The sequence below is a fragment of the Xanthomonas sp. BRIP62409 genome, assembly GCF_003992965.1.
Taxonomy (GTDB): Bacteria; Pseudomonadota; Gammaproteobacteria; order Xanthomonadales; family Xanthomonadaceae; genus Xanthomonas; species Xanthomonas euroxanthea.
The window spans coordinates 13,701-33,496 of the sequence record NZ_QEZJ01000017.1 but is presented as its reverse complement, the minus strand read 5'-3'; the positions used below and the strand labels follow the sequence as shown (position 1 = coordinate 33,496).

Sequence of the window (19,796 nt, the reverse complement as noted above, 5' to 3'; positions counted from 1 at the left end):
AGCGCGTGCGCCAGACCTCCGTGCGTTGGCGCACGTGCCCATGACAAGACTCAGAGCAACGCCGCAATCCAGGCGTCCGACACGGCATAAGAAACAGCGTTCTTGCGCTTTTACGAATCCCCAATCCTGACTCCCGCTAAACTGCTCCCATGCAGACCACCACCTTCCGTACCGCCACCGTCGACGATATCGACGCCCTCGTGTCACTGGTGACCTCGGCCTATCGCGGTGATGTCAGCCGGGTGGGCTGGACCACCGAGGCCGACTTTCTCGACGGCGCGCGGATCGATCCTGCAGTCCTGCGCGAGGACCTGCTGCGCGATCGCAGCCTGGTGCTGCTGGTCGAACAGGACAGGCGCCTGCTGGCCTGTGCGCATATCGCCGACGACCAGGGTGCCGGCTACTTCGGCATGTTTGCGGTCGACCCCGCGCTGCAGGGCAGCGGGCTGGGCAAGACGCTGCTGGCCGAGGCCGAGCGTATCGCCCACAGCGAGTGGCAGCTGCCGGTGATGCGCATGACGGTGATCGACATTCGCGCCGAGCTGATTGCGTTCTATGAGCGACGCGGCTACCGCCGCACCGGCATCACCAAGCCGTTCCCGTATGGCGACGCGCGTTTCGGCGTGCCGCTGCGCCAGGACCTGCGCTTCGAGGTGCTGGAAAAACCGCTCGGCGGCGTAGCGCTGTGAGCGACACCTGGACCTTCGTCTGCGCCAGCGAGGCGCTGCTGCCAGGCGAGCTGCAGACCGTCTGGGACGAGGTAACCGATGCCCCGATTGTGATCTTCAACCTCGACGGCGAGCTGTACGCGCTGGAAGACCGCTGCAGTCACGAAGATTATGAATTGTCGCCGGGCACGTTCGACCCCGTAGAAGGCAGCATCGAGTGCCTGCTGCACAGCGCCCGCTTCGACATCCGCGACGGCCGCCCGCTGTGCGCACCGGCCTACACCGCGGTGCCCAAGTTCCCGGTCAAGCGCGAACACGGCGGCATCTGGACCCGCGACGACCGCTGACCGCGGCCGCATCCGCGCGCGTTACGGCAGCCGTGAGTGGAGGCCACGCACGGCGCTGATCTGCAGTGGGTCGCTGTCCTGCATGCACACCCGGAGTCCGCAGCTTCGCGCCCTGCATGGGAATCCCCCTGCCATGTCAGCGAGCGCGGCCGGCTTGGAGCGCGGCTGTTGGGCCGGCGAGCAGGCGCGGACACACGCATCTCCCACGCATCTCTGCTTTGGTACTGCAGCTGCCTGATGCCTCAGGCGTCGCGGTTGTCCCTTGGCATGGCAGGCACCAAGAAAGATTGCAAAGAAGAATGATTTGCATTTAAGATCTCAGCCCTTCAGGCCTTCTTAACAACTGGCCTGCCCTGCGATCCCATGCGCCCAGCCCTGCTCGACACGTTTTTCCTGACCTTGCCCCGCATGCGCCTGGCTGCGCAGCGCTTGCGTGTGTCCGGACACTGGTCGGGCCGACTGGCCGCCTCGGGCTAGCGGGCCCGCTCCCGATCCGCCTTCCCATCCCGCATCCGCCGAGCCATCGCCAGGCCGGAGCCTCGCTTTCCTCTTCGAGACGCCTCATGACTCCCAGGATTTCCCCGCTCACCTCGGCCGTGCTGCTGACGCTGTCCGCTCCTGCCTTCGCCCAGCCCGGCGATGCGCCGGCGCCTCCGGGCGCGGTCGATCTGGACGCCATCCGGGTGCAGCAGGAACGTGCGCAAAAGCCGTCCTCGCCCAAGTACACCGAGGTGCTACGCGACACGCCGCAGACGATCACCGTGGTCACCAAGCAGACCATGGACCAGCAGAACCTGCTGTCGCTGCGCGACGTGCTGAGCACCCTGCCCGGCATCACCTTCGGCGCGGGCGAAGGCGGCGGCGGCTATGGCGACAGCATCAACCTGCGCGGCTTCACCGCCAGCAGCGACATCACCACCGATGGCGTGCGCGACAGCGCGCAGTACAGCCGCAGCGACACCTTCAACCTGGAAGCGGTGGAGCTGATCAACGGCGCCAACTCGGCCATGTCCGGCGCCGGTTCGGTCGGTGGCAACATCAATCTGGTGACCAAGACCGCCGGCCAGGGCGACTTCACCAACGTCGTGGTCGGTGGCGGCAGCGACCGCTATGGCCGGCTGACCGCCGACAGCAATTACGATTTCGACAACGGCACCGCCGTGCGCCTGAACGCGATGGGCCACACCCAGGACGTGCCGGGACGCGATGAGGAATTCCGGCATCGCTGGGGCTTTGCGCCGTCGGTGGCCTTCGGCCTGGGCTCGGATACCCGCTTCACCCTGAGCTACCTGCACCAGCACGACAACAACCTGCCGCAGTACGGCGTGCCGTTCGCGCTCAGCCCGTTCAACGACGGTCCGCTGCCGGGCGTGGACCCGGAGACCTTCTTCGGCTACCGCAACACCTCGCGTCAGGACATCGACGTGGACATGCTGACCGGCGTGCTGGAAATGGACTTCGACGACACCGTCAAGCTGCGCAGCCTGGCGCGCGTGCAGCGGGTCGACCAGACCACCAACGCCACCGCGCTGCAGGGCACCTGGTGCCTGCCCGACGGCACCGATCCGTACACCGGCCGCGCCTGCGCCGGCCAGCCGGCGGCCAGCTGGAATCCGAACAGCGGCCCGCGCGGCCTGGTGCGCGAGACGGAGAACTTCATCGCGCACAGCCAGACCGACCTGACCGCCACCTTGCACACCGGCGCCATCGAGCACCGCGTGGTCGCTGGCGTGGCCTTCAGCAAGGAAGACTTCGAACTCGACAGCGGCACCACCTTCCGCAATGCCGATGGCTCCACCACCGGCATTACCTATCCGCTGCAGTCCTTCGACAATCCCTACAACGTCTGGACCGGCCCGCAGAACTATTTCCGCACCGGGCGCAGCAAGGGCAGCCTGACCAACCAGGCGGTGTACCTGTTCGATACCTTGCAGTTCAACGAGCAATGGATGCTCAACCTGGGCGGCCGCTACGAGCACAACGAAGGCGACAGCACCACCTATACCGTCAACGCCGCCGGCAACGTCACCGGTGTGAGCCCGGGCTTCCCGGCCGGCAGCGAAGAGGACCTGTTCTCGTATCGCGCCGGCCTGGTGTTCAAGCCGGCCGAGAACGCCAGCCTGTACCTGTCCTACGCCAACAGCAAGACGCCGTCCAAGGCCTCGGTCAACGGCTCGTGCACGCCGATCGCCACTGCCACCGCCGGCGCCAATTGCAATGTCGAGCCGGAGACGGCGGTCAACATCGAACTGGGCGGCAAGTGGGACGTGCTGGACCAGCGCCTGGCACTGACCGCCGCGCTGTTCCGCAATGAGCGCGAAAACTACAAGGTCAACAGCGGCGACCCGCTGATTCCCGAGCAGGTGCTGGACGGCAAGGCGCGCGTGGACGGCATCGCGCTTGGCGCCGCCGGTTACCTGACCGAGCGCTGGTCGATCTTCGCCAACTACACCTTCCTGGACAGCGAAGTGCTGCAGAGCGTGTCCAACCGCACCGAGAGCCTCACCGGCGACCCGGTGGCCGGACGCGAGCTGGTGCAGACCCCGCGCAATGCCGGCAACATCTGGACCACCTACACGCTCAACCAGTGGACCTTCGGCTACGGCGTCACCTACCAGGGCGGTTTCTATCCGAATAATTCCTCGGCGGCCGCCTACATCAAGACCGATGACTACTGGGTGCACCGCGCGATGGTCGGCCTGCGCGTCAACGACTGGCTCAGCCTGCAGTTGAACGTCAACAACCTGTTCGACGAGGAGTACTACACCAGCGTGCGCAACAACCTCACCGTCAACGCCGCAGGGACTGTCACGGCGGGCAATGGCTGGGCAATTCCTGGCGAAGGCCGCTCGGCGGTGTTGAGCGCCACGTTTAGTTTCTAAGCCTCCGGCACGCCGCCCGCACGGTGCGGGCGGCGTGGAGATCTGCCCATGTTGCTGCCCATTCCCGATGTCCTCACCCCCGCACAACTCGGCGAGTTGCGGGCACGGCTGGACGCAGCCGACTGGGCGGACGGCCGCATCACTGCCGGCCATCAGTCCGCGCAGGCCAAGGACAACGCACAACTGCCCGAAGACAGCGCCATTGCACGCGAGGCCGGCGCGCTGGTGCTCGAGGCGCTCGCGCGCAACAGCACGTTCTTTTCGGCGGTGTTGCCGCGGCGCATCTATCCGCCGCTGTTCAACCGCTACAGCGGCGGGCAGTCGTTCGGGTATCACGTCGACAACGCGATCCGTTACGACCGCAGTCGCGGCGGCGCAGATCCCATCCGCACCGATGTCTCCGCCACCTTGTTTCTCAGCGACCCGGACAGCTACGACGGCGGCGAGCTGGTGATCGAAGACACCTACGGCACGCAGTCGGTGAAGCTGCCGGCCGGGCACCTGGTGATCTATCCCGGCACCAGCCTGCATCGGGTGATGCCGGTGACCGGCGGCGCCCGTGTGGCGTGTTTCTTCTGGACGCAGAGCATGTTGCGCGACGATGCGCAGCGGCGCCTGCTGTTCGAACTGGATGTGTCCATCCGGCGGCTGACCCAGGACACCCCTGGCCATCCCTCGCTGATCCAGCTCACCGGCGTGTACCACAACCTGTTGCGGCAATGGGCCGATGTCTGAACCCGCACCGGACCCCACGCAGTTGATCGACCTGCTGCGCACCCACCCCGACCGCGCGATCGCATGGCTGCGCAAGGCCGCCGAGCGCCAGGATCTGGCGGCGCAACTGCTGCTCGCGCAGCTCTACGCCGAGGGCCGCGGCATCCCCGCCGATCCGGCCATGGCCATGCTGTGGTACGAGGTGGCCGCCAATGCCGGGCATGCGGAAGCGATGAACCAGTTGGGGCGTTGCCATGAACTGGGCTTCGGCACCGCGTGCAACGAGGTGCTGGCGGCGCTGTGGTATCGCCGCGCCGCCGAACATGGCCTGGATTGGGGCATGTACAACCTCGCGCATCTGTACGGCTCCGGGCGTGGCGTGCCACAGGACCACGCCCAGGCGCTGGCGCTGTACCGCACGGCCGCCGAACGCGGGCACGCCAAGTCGATGAACTTTGTGGCGCGCTATCTCGACCAGGGCCTGGCCTGCACCGCGGATCCGATCGCTGCGCGCCACTGGTATCGCCGCTCTGCAGAAGCAGGCGATTTTCGCGGCCAGGCCAGTTACGCCACCTTGCTCGCGGATGCCGGCGACCTCGATCAGGCCGAGCGCTGGATGCGCCGTGCGATCGCCGGCGGGCATGCCGGCTTCCTGCAACAGCTCACGCCGTTGCTGGCGGGTGCAACGCACCCACGTCTGCGCGCGTTGCTGAGCGAAGTGACCGCGCGGCAATCGCAGTTGCAGCCGTCCCCGGCAGCGGACGTGGCCTGAGCGCGGCATGGCCACTTCCAATGACACCCTGGCCACCACGCAGCAACGCCGCGGCTTCTGGCTGCGCATGCTGCATCAATGGCACTGGATCAGTTCGGCGCTGTGCCTGATCGGCATGCTGCTGTTCACCATCACCGGGCTGACCTTGAATCACGCCGCGCGCATCGAAGCCAGCCCCTCGACCGAACACCGCACGCTCACGCTGCCGCCGGCACTGCTCAAGTCCCTGGGCACCCGCGAAGATGGCGACGCCCCGCTGCCGCCACGCGTAGCGCACTGGCTGGGGCGTGAGCTGGAGATCAGCATCGGCACGCGCAACGGCGAATGGTCGGCCGACGAGGTGTACCTGGCGCTGCCGCGCCCCGGCGGCGATGCGTGGCTGAGCCTGGATCGCAACACCGGCGCGATCGAATACGAGCGTACCGGGCGCGGCGCCATCGCTTATCTCAACGACCTGCACAAGGGCCGTAACGCAGGGCCGGCCTGGGGCTGGTTCATCGACGTGTTCGCCATCGCCTGCCTGGTGTTCTGCATCACCGGGTTGTTCCTGCTGCATCTGCATGCGCGCCAGCGCCGCATGACCTGGCCGCTGGTCGGCCTGGGCCTGCTGATTCCGTTGCTGCTCGCCCTGCTGTTGATCCACTGACCTTTCTACCGGAGACGATCATGCGCGCCACCCTGACCATCGCCCTGAGCGGCCTGCTCGCCATGCCGGCATACGCCGCCACGCTCGACATCAACGTCGAGATCCCCAAGCTCAACGTCGCCGAGTACCACCGGCCGTATGTGGCGATCTGGCTGGAAGGTGCGGACCAGAAGGTCGCCGCCAACCTGGCGGTCTGGTATCAATCCAAGGACACCGCCGAAGGCCATGGCACCAAGTGGCTGCCGGACCTGCGCCAGTGGTGGCGCAAGAGCGGGCGCACACTGGAGGTGCCGGTCGACGGCATCACCGGTCCCACCCGTCCGGCCGGCGCGCATGCGCTGTCGTTCTCCGACACCAAGGGCACGTTGAAGTCGCTGCCGGCCGGCCAGTACACGCTGGTGGTGGAAGCCGCGCGCGAGGTCGGCGGCCGCGAGCTGGTCAAGGTGCCTTTCAGCTGGCCGGCAAAGGCGCCGCAGAGCGCCAAGGCCAGCGGCAGCAGCGAACTGGGCGCCGTCAGCCTGGTCGCCAAGCCGTGACACCTGGCGTCGGCCGGTGGCGCGGGCCGCTTGCGTCCCTGCCCCGCTGGCGCCCGCTGCAGCCGCCTCAGCAGATCGTCTCCCGCTTTTTTGTCCCACGCATCCAGCCAGCGCAGCGACGCGCGCTGATCAGACACGTGCCCACCGCCCTTATCGTCCTTCAAGGAGTTGTCATGCAACGTTCGCTCGTCCTGGTCGCCCTGCTCGCCGCACTGCCGGTCAGCGCACTCGCCCACAAGGCCTGGTTGCTGCCGTCGCAGACCGTCATCGCAGGTGAGGCCCCGTGGATCACCGTGGATGCGGCGGTCTCCAACGACCTGTTCTACTTCAACCACGTGCCGCTGCGCCTGGACAAGCTGAGCATCACCGCACCCGATGGCAGCGCGCTCACGCCGGAAAATCCGGCCACCGGCAAGTACCGCAGCGTGTTCGATCTGCAGCTCACCCAACCCGGCACCTACAAGCTGAGCATCGTCAACGCCGGCCTGTTCGCCAGCTGGAAGGAAGACGGCAAGCCCAAGCGCTGGCGCGGCGACGAAGCCCGCTTCGCCACCGAGGTGCCGAAGAACGCGCAGGACCTGCAGGTCTCGCAGTCCTTCAATCGCGTGGAAACCTTCGTCACCCGCGGCGCGCCGACCACCACCGTGTTCAAGCCCAGCGGCAAGGGCATCGAGCTGGTGCCGGTGACCCATCCCAACGATCTGGTCGCCGGCGAGGCGGCGCAGTTCACGCTGCAACTGGATGGCAAACCGGCGGCCGGGCTGGAGATCGAGATCGTGCGCGGCGGTACCCGCTATCGCGATGCGCAGAACGAGATCAAGCTCACCACCGATGCCAAGGGCGGCTTCAGCGTGACCTGGCCGGAGGCCGGCATGTACTGGCTGGAAACCACCACCGAAGACAAGAAAACCTCCCTCCCGCAGGCCAAGCAGCGCCGCCTGGGCTATGTCGCCACGCTGGAAGTGTTGCCGCAGTAATCTGCCGGCACACGGCAGGAGCGCGCACAGCGTGCATCCTGCCGCCCCCATCTTCATACGATCCGTCCATGCCCGTACCGTCTTCCGCCGACCACGCCATTGCCACGCTCGGCGGCCGCAGCATGGGCACCACCTGGAGCGTGAAGCTGGTGGCGCCGCGCGGACGCGATCTGCACCCCCTGCATGCGTGCATCCAGGCCGCACTGGACCGCGTGGTTGCGCAGATGAGTACCTGGGAAGCCGATTCGGATATCAGCCGCTACAACCGCGCACCGCCAGGCAGCTGGCACCGCCTGCCCGACGAATTCCACGCGGTGCTGAGCGCCGCACTGGAGATTGCACAGGCCAGCGATGGCGCCTTCGATCCCACCGTCGGCCCGATGGTCGAGCTATGGGGTTTCGGCGCTGCCGGCGGGCGTCAGCGGGTGCCGACAGCGGAGGCGATCGCATTGGCCAGCCTGCGCTGCGGCTGGCAGCGCCTGCGGCTGGATGGCAGGCGCGTGCTGCAGCCGGGCGCAGCGGCACTGGATCTGTCCGGCATCGCCAAAGGGTTTGGTGTGGACTGCGTGCATCGCGCCTTGCTGCAGTCGGGGATCGACAGTGCCTTGATCGAGGTCGGCGGCGAATTGTTCGGCTACGGGCGCAAGCCCGATGGCAACGTGTGGCGCGTGCTGGTCGAATCGGCCCCCGACGAAGATGCCGGCACCGCGCTGCCGGCACGCGTGCTGGCACTGGCGGGGCTGGCAGTGGCCACCTCCGGCGATCGCTGGCACCGCTTCGATGCCGATGGCACTCGCTATACACATACCTTCGACCCACGCAGCGGCACGCCCGTTCCGCATGCCCCCGCGGCGGTCACCGTACTGGCTCCCGATGCGATGCAGGCCGATGCCTGGGCCACCGCGATGACCGTGCTCGGCGTCGATGCCGGTCTTGCCCGTGCACGCAAGGCGGACCTGGCCGTGCGATTTCTGGTGCGCAAGGACGGCATTCTGCTCGAATCCATGAGCCCGGCGTTCGAACGCCACCTGTCCGCGTCATGAGCAGCGCCACCTCACGCGTGTGGCTGGGCAATGGGCTGGTTCTGCTGGCGCTTGCCGGCGTCGTCGGCTGGCTGGGCGGCTTGCATGACGGCACATGGTGGAGTGCACCCACGCCGCAGCGCTGGCAACTGGCGGCTCTCGGCCTGGCGCTGTATCTGGGCCTGTGCACGGCCGTGCTGCTGCGTGCGCGCACGCGTGTTGGCGCACAACGCGCAGACGCCAGCGGTGTGTTGATCGTCTGGGCAAGCCAGACCGGATTCGCGCGCGAACTGGCGCAACGCAGCGTTGCCGCGCTGCGATCGGCAGGCGTCGGCGCGCATGCGCTGCCGATCGAGGCCGTCGATCGCGATCAACTCGTACGCGTGCCGCGGCTGTTGTGCATCGTCAGCACCACCGGCGAAGGCGATGCACCCGACCACGCGCAGTCGGCCGAGCGCAGTTGGCTTGCCGACGACGCGCAGGATCTGACTGCCGTGCAGTACGCGGTGCTGGCCCTGGGCGACCGTGGTTACGCGCACTTCTGCGCGTTCGGCCGGCGCCTCGACGATCGCCTGCAAGCGCGCGGCGCCACGCGCCTGTTCGAGCGCATCGAGGTCGATAACGCCGACCCGAACGCACTGCAGCACTGGCAAGGCCGTCTGGCGGAACTGGCGCCCGCACTCGCGACGCAGTCGGACTGGAGCCTGCCGACCTACACCGCCTGGCAGCTATGCGAGCGCATCCACGTCAATCCCGGCAGCGCGGGCGCACCGATTTACCGGCTGCGCCTGGTGCCATGCGATGGCGCGTTGCCGCACTGGAGCGCAGGCGACATCGCGGAGATTGCACCGCGTAACACACCGGACGCGGTGGAGTCCTGGCTGCAGCGCAACCACCGCGATGGCGCGCAGCATATCGACGGCCGCCCCCTGCGCGACTGGCTCGGCGGCGCGCAACTTCCCCTCGATGCCGATGCCGCTCTCGGTATCGATGTGGGTGCCGGTGCCAGTCCCGATGCAGAAGCAGAAGCCGGAGGCGAAAGTGGCCGAGGTGTGGGTACGAATACAGAGGCGGCTGCAGGCATAGCTACAAGGACAGGCCTGAGCTCAGCAATGGACGCAGAAGCAATGGTGCGCCGCCTGGCCGCCCTGCCCCATCGCGACTACTCGCTTGCCTCCATTCCCGAGGAAGGCCATGCCGAACTGCTGGTGCGCGAGCACCGGCACGCCGACGGCAGCCTGGGCCTGGGTAGCGGCTGGCTCTGCGTCCATGCACCGATCGGCGCAGCCATCGCGCTGCGCCTGCGCAGCAACCCCGGCTTCCACCCGCCCGCACCCGAGCAGCCGATGCTGCTGATCGGCAACGGCACCGGCATCGCCGGTCTGCGCGCGCATCTGCGTGCACGCATCGCGACCGGCGCGCGTCGTAACTGGCTGCTGTTCGGCGAACGCAATGCCGCGCATGACGCGCTATACGCCGACGAGCTGCAGCAGTGGCAGCACGATGGCTGGATCGAACACCTGGAGCTTGTCTACTCGCGCGATCGGCAACAGCCACCGCATTACGTCCAACACGCACTGGCCGCAGCCACCGACCGCTTGCGTCATTGGGTTGATCAAGGCGCCTGCATCTACGTCTGCGGCAGCCTGCGCGGCATGGCACCGGAGCTTGACCGGACCCTGGATGCCATTCTCGGTGCAGAGGTCAGACAGGAACTGCTACGCAATGGCCGCTATCGCCGCGACGTGTATTGAACCCTCGGGTGTAGCGCTGCCAACAGCGATCAACGCAGCGACGACCTGGCAGCCAGGCCAGCGCGCCCGTTGCTGCAATCCGCATCATCGATGCCTGCGGTGGCTGTGTGCTCACGGCATAAGTGAAACGCCCTAGACCGGACTCACCCGGATCGCCAGCAACTCGCCGCCGCCATCGAGCACATAGCGGGTGCGCGTGGAGGCACTCAGCCATGCGGTATCGCCGGCAGCCAACGGTGGCAAGCCACTGTCGCGTCCAAAGCTGGCCTGGCCTGCGAGCAGATGGATCGCCCAGGCGCTGCCCGGATCGGCGAAAAACAGCATGGTGCCGACCAGCGGCCGATGCAGCAGTTGGGTCTGCAGCAGATCGCGCCGCCACATCAGATTGAAATCCTGGGTCGGCCCGTCGAGCAGCGTCGCATGCACCCTTTCTTCGCCTGCGAATCGGACGCGCTGGTACGGCGGCAGCAATGTGCAGCTGCGATGATTGCCGCCAGCAGCACCGATGCCACCATCGCCTCCAGCATCATGGCCGCCACGCCCCGCGCCACCGCCCTCATTGTCGCTGCCGCTATCGTTTTTGCCGCCAGTGCCGCCGCCAGTCGCAGTAGGAGTAGGAGTAGGAGTAGCAGTAGGAGTAGCAGTAGGAGTACCAATGCCTGCACCTGCACCTGCACCTGCACCTGCACCTACACTTCCACCTGCACTTCTGTCGCAGCCAGCATCACCAAACTGCAGCCGCATGCCATTGCCATGCAACAGCACCAGCTCGCGATCGATGCCTGGGAATGCGGAAAACACCGCATCCTGTTCGATCTCGGCGATCGACAGGCGTAGCGCCCACGCGTCGGCATCGCCGAGGCACAGGATCTCGCGCGTCCAGCCCAATTGATTGCGCCACCGCTCGCGGCGGTAGTCAGTGGCCGGAATCACCCGGCTGCTCAGGTCTGTGGGCTGCATCGGTGCATTGTGCCTGAAGCGCTGCGGTGGTCCGTCATCCCCCGGCTCGGTGCGCCAGCGTATCGACCGGGCTCCGCGACAGATGCGGGCAATACCATCAACCAATAATGCTGGGCACGTGCTGGCAACCAGCAATCACCTGCAAGATGCCGCTGAGCAGACGGAAGCCTGCAGTTGAAACGTATGCCACAGGCTGACGGTTGACCAGCGGAGTGGGCCTAACGCCAGGAGCAGAGCGCTACGAGTGGCCCACTGCATCACTCATTTCCGCCGCACCACCGGCGTCCCCGAAATGGCCACGCGCGCCAGCCCATCCGCGTCGAGTCCCCAAAACGAAAAACGCCCGGCTGCACATCCAAGTGCAACACCGGGCGATTCCACGTCCTTGTCGGCTTCCAGCCATCCCCCGGACATCCTGTCCAGTTAGGTTGCGGCCACGCATCCTCGCGTCGAACCGTATCTCGGATCCTTTCCCCTTAACGCCGTCCCACCGGTTTCACCGCCGCCCCCTTGGCAGCCTTCTTGGCGGGAGCCATCGTGGCTCCTACTTCGATCAGGTCGCGATTCCGTTCGACCGTCTTGAGTCCGATGCCCTTGACCAGCGCCAGTTCCTCGGCACTTTTGAAGGGACCGTTTGCCTGACGGTGCTCGACGATTGCCTCGGCTTTTGATCGCCCGACATTCGTCAGCACCTTGTCCAATTCCTCAGCAGACGCGGTGTTGATATCGACCTTGTCGAGTGCATACGCATTCGAGGACAACAGCAACGCCAGTAGCAGGGACTTCAGGACTACGGTAAATGACCTCATTGCAACGCTCCTTGTGGCTTGGGTGATGGTCCTAGCCAGCATTCCTGCCGGCGGAGCCAGTGTCCCGCGCCACATGCAGCAATCCTATCGCCAACGAACTTTTCACACAGCCGGTGAACTGCGCGCCGGCTTGTAGGGAAATACCTACCCCGAGGCACGGGCGTAGAATGTGCCGTTACGCCACGTATTCGGAGCCTCCATGGACAGCGCCAAGATCGACCAATTCATCAGCGACACCTGGGACCGCGAGATCGTCCCGCAATTGGTCGATTACATCCGCATTCCCAATAAATCGCCGATGTTCGACGCCGACTGGGTCGCGCACGGCTACATGGAGCAGGCCGTCACCCTGATGGAAACCTGGGCGCGCGCGCAGGCGATCGACGGCATGCAGGTCGAGGTGGTGCGCCTGGAAGGCCGCACGCCGTTGATCTTCATCGAGATTCCGGCCACCGGCACCGAATCGGGCGACGACACCGTGCTGCTGTACGGCCACCTGGACAAGCAGCCGGAAATGACCGGCTGGGATGCCGACCTCGGTCCGTGGGAGCCGGTGCTGCGCGACGACAAGCTGTACGGGCGCGGCGGCGCCGACGATGGCTATGCAATTTTCGGTTCGCTGGCGGCGGTGCTGGCGCTGCGTACCCAGGGCCTGCCGCATGCGCGCTGCGTGGTGCTGATCGAAGCCTGCGAGGAATCCGGCAGCTACGACCTGCCGGCCTATGTCGATCATCTGGCCGCACGCATCGGCAAGCCGTCGCTGGTGGTGTGCCTGGATTCGGGCTGCGGCAACTATGAGCAACTGTGGTGCACCACCTCGCTGCGCGGGCTGACCGGCGGCAACCTGAGCGTGAAGGTACTGGAGGAAGGCGTGCATTCGGGCGATGCCTCCGGCGTGGTGCCGTCCAGCTTCCGCCTGCTGCGCCAGTTGCTGTCGCGGATCGAGGACGAAGCCAGCGGCCGCATCCTGCTGGACGGACTGCACGTGGAAGTGCCGGCCGAACGGCTGGCGCAGGCCAAGGCCGCGGCCGCGACGCTGGATACCGCCATCTTCGACAAGTTCCCGATGGTCGAGGGCCTGGTGCCGATGCATGACGACCTCACCGAGCTGGTGTTGAACCGCACCTGGCGCCCGGCGCTGTCGATCACCGGTGTGGACGGCATGCCGCCGCTGGCGTCGGCCGGCAACGTGCTGCGTCCGCAGACCGCAGTGAAGCTGTCGCTGCGGCTGCCGCCGACCGCCGACGGCAAGGCCTGCGGCGAACTGCTCAAGGAAGCGCTGCTGCGCGATCCGCCCAATGGCGCCCAGGTAACGCTGGAGCTGGAAAAGGCCTCGTCCGGCTGGAATGCGCCGGCGATGGCGCCGTGGCTGGAAAAGGCCATCGACGACGCCAGCCTGGCGTTCTTCGACAAGCCGGCGATGTACATGGGCGAAGGCGGCTCGATCCCGTTCATGGGCATGCTGGGCGAGAAGTTCCCCGGCGCGCAGTTCATGATCACCGGCGTGCTTGGCCCGCATTCCAATGCGCATGGGCCGAACGAGTTCCTGCACATCCCGATGGGCAAGCGGGTGACGGCCTGCGTGTCCAAGGTGATTGCCGAGCATCACGCCGCCTGCCTGCGCGGCGAGACCAGCGGCTCGCCGGTGGCGGCCGACAGCGGCACCCGTCATGGCGGGCATGGCTGCTGCTGATTGACGCCTGGGCCGCCCCGCGCATGTCGGGGCGGCCCAGCGCCTCGCCATGCGCTGCGGCGCACGCATGGATGCAGCCCCAACGCCATGGCGACAGCCAGCGCGGCACACGTGGTCGCGGCGGCGGCGAATGCTAGTCTGCCGATCCCCCTCCCCTCAGTGCCTGCGATGAACACTCTCTTCGGTAGCGACAGCTGGCTTTACATCATTCTGGTCGGCTTCGTGGTCGGGCTGCTGGCCCGTTTCATCACCCCTGGCACGCAGCGCCTGGGCTGCCTGCTGACCATCGTGCTGGGCATCGCCGGTGCACTGGTCGCCAGCTGGTTCGGCCGCTACATGGGCTGGTACCACGCCGGCGAACCGGCCGGTTTCCTCGGTGCGTTGCTGGGTGCGATCGCGATCCTGGCACTGCTGCGGCTGTTCAGCGGCAGCAAGCGTTGATCGAACCTGCGTCGTTTTCGACCAGGCTGCGCCTCACTTCACTACACAGCATTCACCCATGATGTCATCGTTGACTCCAGATACCGCGCGCGCTGCGCTCCGCCTGCAATGGGCGCAGCATGCGTTGAACGCCCCTGAGGTCACGCTGCAACGTGCCTCGGTCGATGCGGGATTCCGCAGCTACTGGCGTACCCAGGGACGCGGCGTGGACCACATCCTGATGGATGCGCCACCTGCACTGGAAAATGTGGCGCCCTGGTTGCGCATGCACGCCCTGCTCGGCGCGCACGGCGTGCGGGTGCCGCAGGTGCTTGCGCAGGATCTTGAAACCGGCTTCCTGCTGCTGGAAGACCTGGGCGTGCCGACCCTGGCGCAGGTGCTGACCGACGCCAATGCCGACGCGTTGCTGGATGCTGCGATCACTCAGTTATTGCTGCTGCAGCGCATTCCGCCACCTGCCGACAGTGGCGAGTTCGGCGAGGCGCTGCTGCAACGCGATGCCGGCCTGTTCGAAGAATGGTTTCTTGGCCGCCACCTCGGCTTGCAGCTGGACTGCGGCCATGCCGAGCAGCTGCAGTTGGTGCAGCGCCGCTTGATGGACAACGCACTGGCGCAGCCGCGCGTGTTCACCCATCGCGATTTCATGCCGCGCAATCTGATGCCGATCGGCGACGGGCCGGCGGTGCTGGATTTCCAGGATTGCGTGATCGGCCCGATCGCCTACGACCCGATCAGCCTGTTCAAGGACACCTCGGTGAGCTGGCCGCTGGCGCGCGTGGATGGCTGGCTGGAGCGCTACCACGCACGTGCGGCAGCCGCCGGATTGCCGGTGCCGCCGCTGGCGCAATTCCTGCGCGATGCGGACTGGTTGGGCGTGCAGCGGCACCTGAAGAATCTCGGCATCTTCTCGCGCCTGAGCCATCGCGACGGCAAGCATTGGTATCTGGATAACGTGCCACGTTTCATCACCTATCTGGACGAGGTGTTGCCGCGTCATCCCGACCTTGCGCCGCTGGTCGGCCTGCTGGAAAAGCTGGTCAAACCTGCCCTGGTGGCACGCTCCGCACAGGCCGGCGCATGAAGGCGCTGATCTTTGCGGCCGGCTTTGGCGAGCGCATGCGTCCGTTAACCGAACACACGCCCAAGCCGCTGCTGTCGGTCGGCGGCACACCGCTGATCGTCTGGCATCTACGCAAGCTGGCCGCACTGGGCGTGGACGAGGTGGTGATCAATACCTCGTGGCTGGCCGACCAATTTCCGCAGATACTGGGCGATGGCGGCGCGTTCGGGCTGCGGCTGACGTATTCCTTCGAGGGCGCCACCCCGCTGGAAACCGGCGGCGGCATGCTGCATGCATTGCCGTTGCTGGGCGATGCGCCGTTCCTGCTGGTCAACGGCGATATCTGGACCGATTTCGATTTCGCGCGGCTGTCGGCCGCGCCGGCGGGCCTGGCGCAGTTGGTGCTGGTCGATCGCCCCGCCTATGCAGCGCGCGCAGACTTTGCGTTGGATGCCGATGGCAAGGTGCGCGCGGACCTGCCGGCAACGCTCACCTATTCCGGCATCGGCATGTATCGACCGGCGCTGCTGCGCGACTGGCAGTCGGTCATCGGCCAGCTGCCGGAGCCCAGCGGCGCGGCACCACGGTTTGCGCTGGCGCCAATCCTGCGCGCGCAGATGGCGGCAGGGCTGATCGATGGCATCCACCATGCCGGACGCTGGACCGATGTCGGCACGCCGCAGCGATTGGCAGAGCTGGATGCCCAGTTGCTGCGCGACGGCGGCTGACAGCAACCAAGCGCTGCAACCGGCCAGCCGCGCATCGTGCGTTGCTCGAACTACGCACACCAACCATCCTGACGGGCCTTGCATCCAACCCGATGCGCGCCGCTCCTGCTGTTATCCATGCGCACCCACCCTCTCGACGGGTCCTTGCCCGCCTACCGTCGCGGGACCCTGAGCGGCATGGATGCCGCGCCGGAGCCTACATGGACGTACTTGCGGCGTGTCCTGCGACGGTGGGCGGGCAAGGGCGGCGCAGCAAACTCGCAGCGCCGAGGGCGCGGCGCCCTCACCGCACCAGACAGTGCGCTGATTGTTTACTGGAAGCCCTGCACATCGCCCCTATCGACGGGTCCTTGCCCGCTCATCGTTGCGGGACCCTGAGCGGCATGGACACCGCGCCGGAGCCTACATGGGCGTACTTGCGGCGTGTCCCGCGATGGTGGGCGGACAAGGACCGCGCAGCAAACTCGCAGCGCCGAAGGCACGGCGCCCTCACCGCACCAGACAGTGCGCTGATTGTTTTACTGGAAGCCCTGCACATCGACCCTCTCGACGGGTCCTTGCCCGCTCACCGTCGCGGGACCCTGAGCGGCATGGATGCCGCGCCGGAGCCTACACGGACGTACTTGCGGCGTGTCCCGCGATGGTGGGCGGGCAAGGGCCCTGCAGCAAAGCTACAGACCATCCGCTCTGCAAACTCTGGGCCTCGTGCTTTAAGTGCCTGGACACTGCGGATGGATGTGCTGATAGGAAACGCAAAGCAGCCTGCACCTGAGTAGCAGTGAGCAACGTAATTCTGTAGGCCGCTCTAAGAGCCGCGATCCTCCAGCACCCGCCGCAGGAACGGCACGGTGATGCGGCGCTTGGCAGCCAGCGATTCGCGATCCAGCCGGTCCAGCAACGCCACCAGTCCGGCCAGTTCGCGTTCGCTATGGGTCAGCAGCCAATCGATTGCTGCTTCGTCCAGCGCCAGCCCGCGCCGTTGCGCACGATCGCGCAACACGGCCGCGCGCCCGGCATCGTCGAGCACCGGCAGGCTGATGCGGATGCACTGCGACAGCCGCGAGCGCAGGTCCGGCAATACCAATGCCAGGCCATCGGGCATCTGCCGCGCGGTGTACAGCAAGGTGGTGCCGGCAGCGCGCGCGCGGTTGTGGAAATCGAACAGCGCCACTTCGTCGTCGCGCTGCCCGGCAATGCTTTCCACACCGTCCAGTGCGACCAGGCTACGCCCTTCCAGCGCCTCGAGCGCATCGCGCAACCGGCCAGTGGCCGCGTGCAGGGGCAGGTACGCCGGGGCACGCCCGGCCTGTTCGGCGGCCGCGCACAACGACAACGCCAGATGCGTCTTGCCAGTGCCGGCGGGGCCGGACAGATACAGCCAGTCGTTCACCTGCCCGGCCGCCAATGCCTGCAGCTGCGACAGCAGGCCATCAGGCGCGGCGATGTAACTATCGAATCGCTGATCGGGCGGCGCGCGCAACGCCAGTGGCAACTGCGGAACACTCACGAGCGATCCGTGTCCTTGCTTGGGTCGATGATCACGCTGCGCTCGGGCGTGGACTGCAGCACGATGCCGGCGCGCTCGCCCGCATACAGATCGCTGCGCGTGTATTGCTCATGCGCATAGCGCAGCAGCACATTGGCCACCGCCGCCACCGGCAGCGCCAGCAGCATGCCGAGAAAGCCGAACAACTGGCCGCCCGCCATCACAGCAAAGATCACCGCGACCGGATGCAGGCCGATCTTGTCGCCGACGATGCGCGGCGTCAGCACATAGCTTTCCAGCAACTGGCCGACGGTGAACACCACGCCGACGCCGATCAGCAACTTCAGGTCGAAGCCCTGCGCCTGCACCACGGCCGCCAGCAGCGCGAGCACGATGCCGGTGGTGGCGCCCAGATACGGAATGAAGCTGATGAAGCCGGCGATGATGCCGATCAACAGACCCAGATTGAGCCCGATGATGGACAGCCCGGCGGCGTAGATCGCCCCCAGCGCCAGCATCACCAGGAACTGGCCGCGGATGAAGCCGCCCAGCACGTCATTGGATTCCAGTGCGAGCCGGCTCACGGTACCGATGTAGGCACGTGGAATGACCGCGGCCACCCGCTCGACCAGGCGATCCCAGTCGCGCAGGAAGTAGAACGCCAGGATCGGCAGCAACGCCAGGTTGATCACCCAGGTCACCATCGCAAAGCCCGAACGCTGCACGTAGCCGAAGAAGGTCTTGGCGGCGCCGCCGGCCTGTTCCCAGTGACTGCGGATCCAGTCGATCAGGCGCTCCGGGTCCAGCCAGCCCATCAGTTCCACGCCGGTCTTGGCTTCCAGCCACGGAATGGCGGTACTGATCGCCCAGGTCCGCATCTGCGGCAGCGCGTCGATCAGGGTCATGATCTGGCGCTCGATCATCGGCACCAGAATCATCAGCGCCAGCACGAACAGCAGCAGGGCCAGCACGAACACCAACACCACCGCGATGTTGCGCGAGCGGCCGGCGCGTTCGATGCGATCCACCAGCGGATCGCCCAGCCAGGCCAGCAGCAACGCCAGCACGAACGGCGTCAGGATCGGCGACAGCAGCGAGACCACCCACAACACGCCGACAGTCACCGCCACCCATTTCAGGCGACGCAGAAACAGGGCGATTTCGGCTTCGGGAGTCAAGGTCATTTCAGGCGGTACTCGGCGTGCTCGTTTTCGAGAATGATCGGGCCCTCGGTCGGCACCGAAACGGGTACCAACGGGCTGTTGTCGCCGAGCATACGGTTGAGGCCGGAAATGCCCGTGAGCAATTCCAGATCCACTTCCATGCGGTCGCCGTTGGCGCTGACCGGGCGGATGCTGCGCACCACCGACACGCCCTGCAGCGCGGCGGAGACGCGCAGATAGTCGTCGGCGCTGCCGATCCCGGTGATCACCGCGCGGTAGACACCGGGCACACCCGAATCCACGCGCTTGGCGTAGCGCTTGACCAGGGCGTCGGCCGCGCCATCGGCACCGGCGGCCATCGCGCGACGCGCATCGCCGTCGCTGCTGGTCCAGCTGGACAACACGTTGCCGTTGTCGACGAAGACCCAGTCGGCGGTCCAGCCGGCGTCATTGCGGTAGAGCTTGCCGATCAACTGCATCGGTGGGCTGTACTTGGCCGATGCGCGCGCCACCGCGGCGGTGTCCTTGCGCCAGATCGCGCCGGCCAGCACCTGCTCGGCGGCGGCACCGCCGGGCAGGCCGAGCCGGTAGCCGCGCTCGATCGCCCGGTCCAGCACGCTGCGCGCGGCATTGGCCTGCGCCACGCCGACCAGGCGCGGGCCGCTGCCGTCGTCGATGGCCAGCCACAGCACCGGCTTGGGTCGCGGCAGCGGCCACACCGGCAGCCCCAGTGCGGCGATCAGGCCATCCACATCGGACTGCCGGAAGCGCGCCACCAGCACGGTGCGGAAGGTCGGCGCACCGGTACGCGAGGTGCCCTGGTCCTGACGGTAGTCGTAATTTTCGACATAGCCCGGCGCACCGCGCAGTGCCTGCGAGACGCCTGGGCGGCTCATCACCCCGCGGTCGCCGGAGACCTTGCCCAGCACCGCGCCGAGCGCGCGCGCCAGCGCGCCGGGGCGATCGGACTCGCTCTGGCTGTTGACCGGCACTTCGGCCTCATAGGCGCTTTGCGCCTTGGCGACGTCGCCTTCGGTGCGTAGATCGGCCTGCGCAAAGGCTGGCGCGAGGGGCATGGCGACCACGAGGGCGAGAAAGAAAGCGAGACTGCGGCGCATCGACGGTTCCATGACGTAAG

19 protein-coding genes are annotated in these 19,796 nt (G+C 66.8%); 14 read left to right on the top strand and 5 right to left on the bottom strand.

Annotation, left to right across the window (positions count from 1 at the left end):
* The first annotated feature begins 149 nt into the window (after positions 1–149).
* The 10 genes from EO170_RS06415 (at position 150) to EO170_RS06370 (ending at position 10,318) form a co-directional block, all read left to right on the top strand.
* Complete coding sequence (locus EO170_RS06415) at positions 150–689, top strand: GNAT family N-acetyltransferase (protein WP_126943433.1); 540 nt, start codon at positions 150–152, stop codon at positions 687–689.
* Positions 686–1,015 (top strand): non-heme iron oxygenase ferredoxin subunit, encoded by a 330-nt coding sequence (locus tag EO170_RS06410; protein WP_104583076.1) that lies wholly within the window; start codon positions 686–688, stop codon positions 1,013–1,015. Before EO170_RS06415 ends, EO170_RS06410 begins: the two co-directional genes overlap by 4 nt.
* 563 nt (positions 1,016–1,578) lie before the next feature.
* Positions 1,579–3,897, top strand: coding sequence for a TonB-dependent siderophore receptor (locus EO170_RS06405; protein ID WP_115677643.1), 2,319 nt, complete (start codon positions 1,579–1,581; stop codon positions 3,895–3,897).
* Between the two features lie 48 nt (positions 3,898–3,945).
* Complete coding sequence (locus EO170_RS06400; RefSeq protein ID WP_115677644.1) at positions 3,946–4,632, top strand: Fe2+-dependent dioxygenase; 687 nt, start codon at positions 3,946–3,948, stop codon at positions 4,630–4,632.
* On the top strand, positions 4,625–5,383 hold the full coding sequence (locus EO170_RS06395) for a tetratricopeptide repeat protein (RefSeq protein WP_126943430.1): 759 nt from the start codon (positions 4,625–4,627) through the stop codon (positions 5,381–5,383). Before EO170_RS06400 ends, EO170_RS06395 begins: the two co-directional genes overlap by 8 nt.
* Before the next feature lie 7 nt (positions 5,384–5,390).
* Entirely contained in the window at positions 5,391–6,029 is a 639-nt protein-coding gene (locus tag EO170_RS06390) for a PepSY-associated TM helix domain-containing protein (protein ID WP_119131201.1), read from the top strand.
* Positions 6,030–6,049: 20 nt separating this feature from the next.
* Positions 6,050–6,565 (top strand): DUF2271 domain-containing protein, encoded by a 516-nt coding sequence (locus EO170_RS06385; RefSeq protein WP_126943427.1) that lies wholly within the window; start codon positions 6,050–6,052, stop codon positions 6,563–6,565.
* Positions 6,566–6,738: 173 nt separating this feature from the next.
* Positions 6,739–7,542, top strand: coding sequence for a DUF4198 domain-containing protein (locus EO170_RS06380; protein WP_104583070.1), 804 nt, complete (start codon positions 6,739–6,741; stop codon positions 7,540–7,542).
* Positions 7,543–7,610: 68 nt separating this feature from the next.
* The gene (locus EO170_RS06375) at positions 7,611–8,585 is read left to right on the top strand and encodes an FAD:protein FMN transferase (protein ID WP_164740932.1); all 975 of its coding nucleotides are present in this window, start codon (positions 7,611–7,613) and stop codon (positions 8,583–8,585) included.
* Positions 8,582–10,318: a sulfite reductase flavoprotein subunit alpha gene (locus EO170_RS06370; RefSeq protein ID WP_126943424.1), complete on the top strand. Its 1,737-nt coding sequence runs from the start codon at positions 8,582–8,584 to the stop codon at positions 10,316–10,318. Before EO170_RS06375 ends, EO170_RS06370 begins: the two co-directional genes overlap by 4 nt.
* A gap of 132 nt (positions 10,319–10,450) precedes the next feature.
* Here the strand turns inward: EO170_RS06370 and EO170_RS06365 are convergent, their stop codons facing one another.
* Together EO170_RS06365 and EO170_RS06360 are read right to left on the bottom strand one after the other, a co-directional pair.
* Positions 10,451–11,278 carry a HutD family protein gene (locus tag EO170_RS06365; protein WP_126943923.1) on the bottom strand — a complete coding sequence of 276 codons (828 nt, stop codon included), beginning with the start codon at positions 11,276–11,278 and terminating at the stop codon, positions 10,451–10,453.
* A gap of 476 nt (positions 11,279–11,754) precedes the next feature.
* Positions 11,755–12,129, bottom strand: coding sequence for a helix-hairpin-helix domain-containing protein (locus tag EO170_RS06360; protein ID WP_321186573.1), 375 nt, complete (start codon positions 12,127–12,129; stop codon positions 11,755–11,757).
* A gap of 157 nt (positions 12,130–12,286) precedes the next feature.
* On the opposite strand from EO170_RS06360, the gene EO170_RS06355 reads away from it, so the two are divergent.
* The 4 genes from EO170_RS06355 (at position 12,287) to murU (ending at position 16,009) form a co-directional block, all read left to right on the top strand.
* On the top strand, positions 12,287–13,780 hold the full coding sequence (locus EO170_RS06355; protein ID WP_119127810.1) for a M20 family metallopeptidase: 1,494 nt from the start codon (positions 12,287–12,289) through the stop codon (positions 13,778–13,780).
* Positions 13,781–13,948: 168 nt separating this feature from the next.
* On the top strand, positions 13,949–14,221 hold the full coding sequence (locus EO170_RS06350) for a GlsB/YeaQ/YmgE family stress response membrane protein (protein ID WP_104583065.1): 273 nt from the start codon (positions 13,949–13,951) through the stop codon (positions 14,219–14,221).
* A gap of 61 nt (positions 14,222–14,282) precedes the next feature.
* Entirely contained in the window at positions 14,283–15,302 is a 1,020-nt protein-coding gene (locus EO170_RS06345) for a phosphotransferase (protein WP_164740961.1), read from the top strand.
* On the top strand, positions 15,299–16,009 hold the full coding sequence (murU, locus tag EO170_RS06340) for an N-acetylmuramate alpha-1-phosphate uridylyltransferase MurU (RefSeq protein WP_126943420.1): 711 nt from the start codon (positions 15,299–15,301) through the stop codon (positions 16,007–16,009). Before EO170_RS06345 ends, murU begins: the two co-directional genes overlap by 4 nt.
* 805 nt (positions 16,010–16,814) lie before the next feature.
* On the opposite strand, the gene hda is transcribed toward murU, so the two are convergent.
* The 3 genes from hda to EO170_RS06315 are packed head-to-tail and all read right to left on the bottom strand — an operon-like array spanning position 16,815 to position 19,788.
* Positions 16,815–17,516, bottom strand: coding sequence for a DnaA regulatory inactivator Hda (hda, locus tag EO170_RS06325; protein ID WP_104583062.1), 702 nt, complete (start codon positions 17,514–17,516; stop codon positions 16,815–16,817).
* Positions 17,513–18,679, bottom strand: a complete 1,167-nt coding sequence (locus EO170_RS06320) for an AI-2E family transporter (RefSeq protein ID WP_104583061.1) — start codon at positions 18,677–18,679, stop codon at positions 17,513–17,515. The genes hda and EO170_RS06320 overlap by 4 nt, the downstream gene beginning before the upstream one ends.
* Positions 18,676–19,788 (bottom strand): DUF2066 domain-containing protein, encoded by a 1,113-nt coding sequence (locus tag EO170_RS06315; protein ID WP_164739151.1) that lies wholly within the window; start codon positions 19,786–19,788, stop codon positions 18,676–18,678. Before EO170_RS06315 ends, EO170_RS06320 begins: the two co-directional genes overlap by 4 nt.
* Positions 19,789–19,796: the final 8 nt, after the last annotated feature.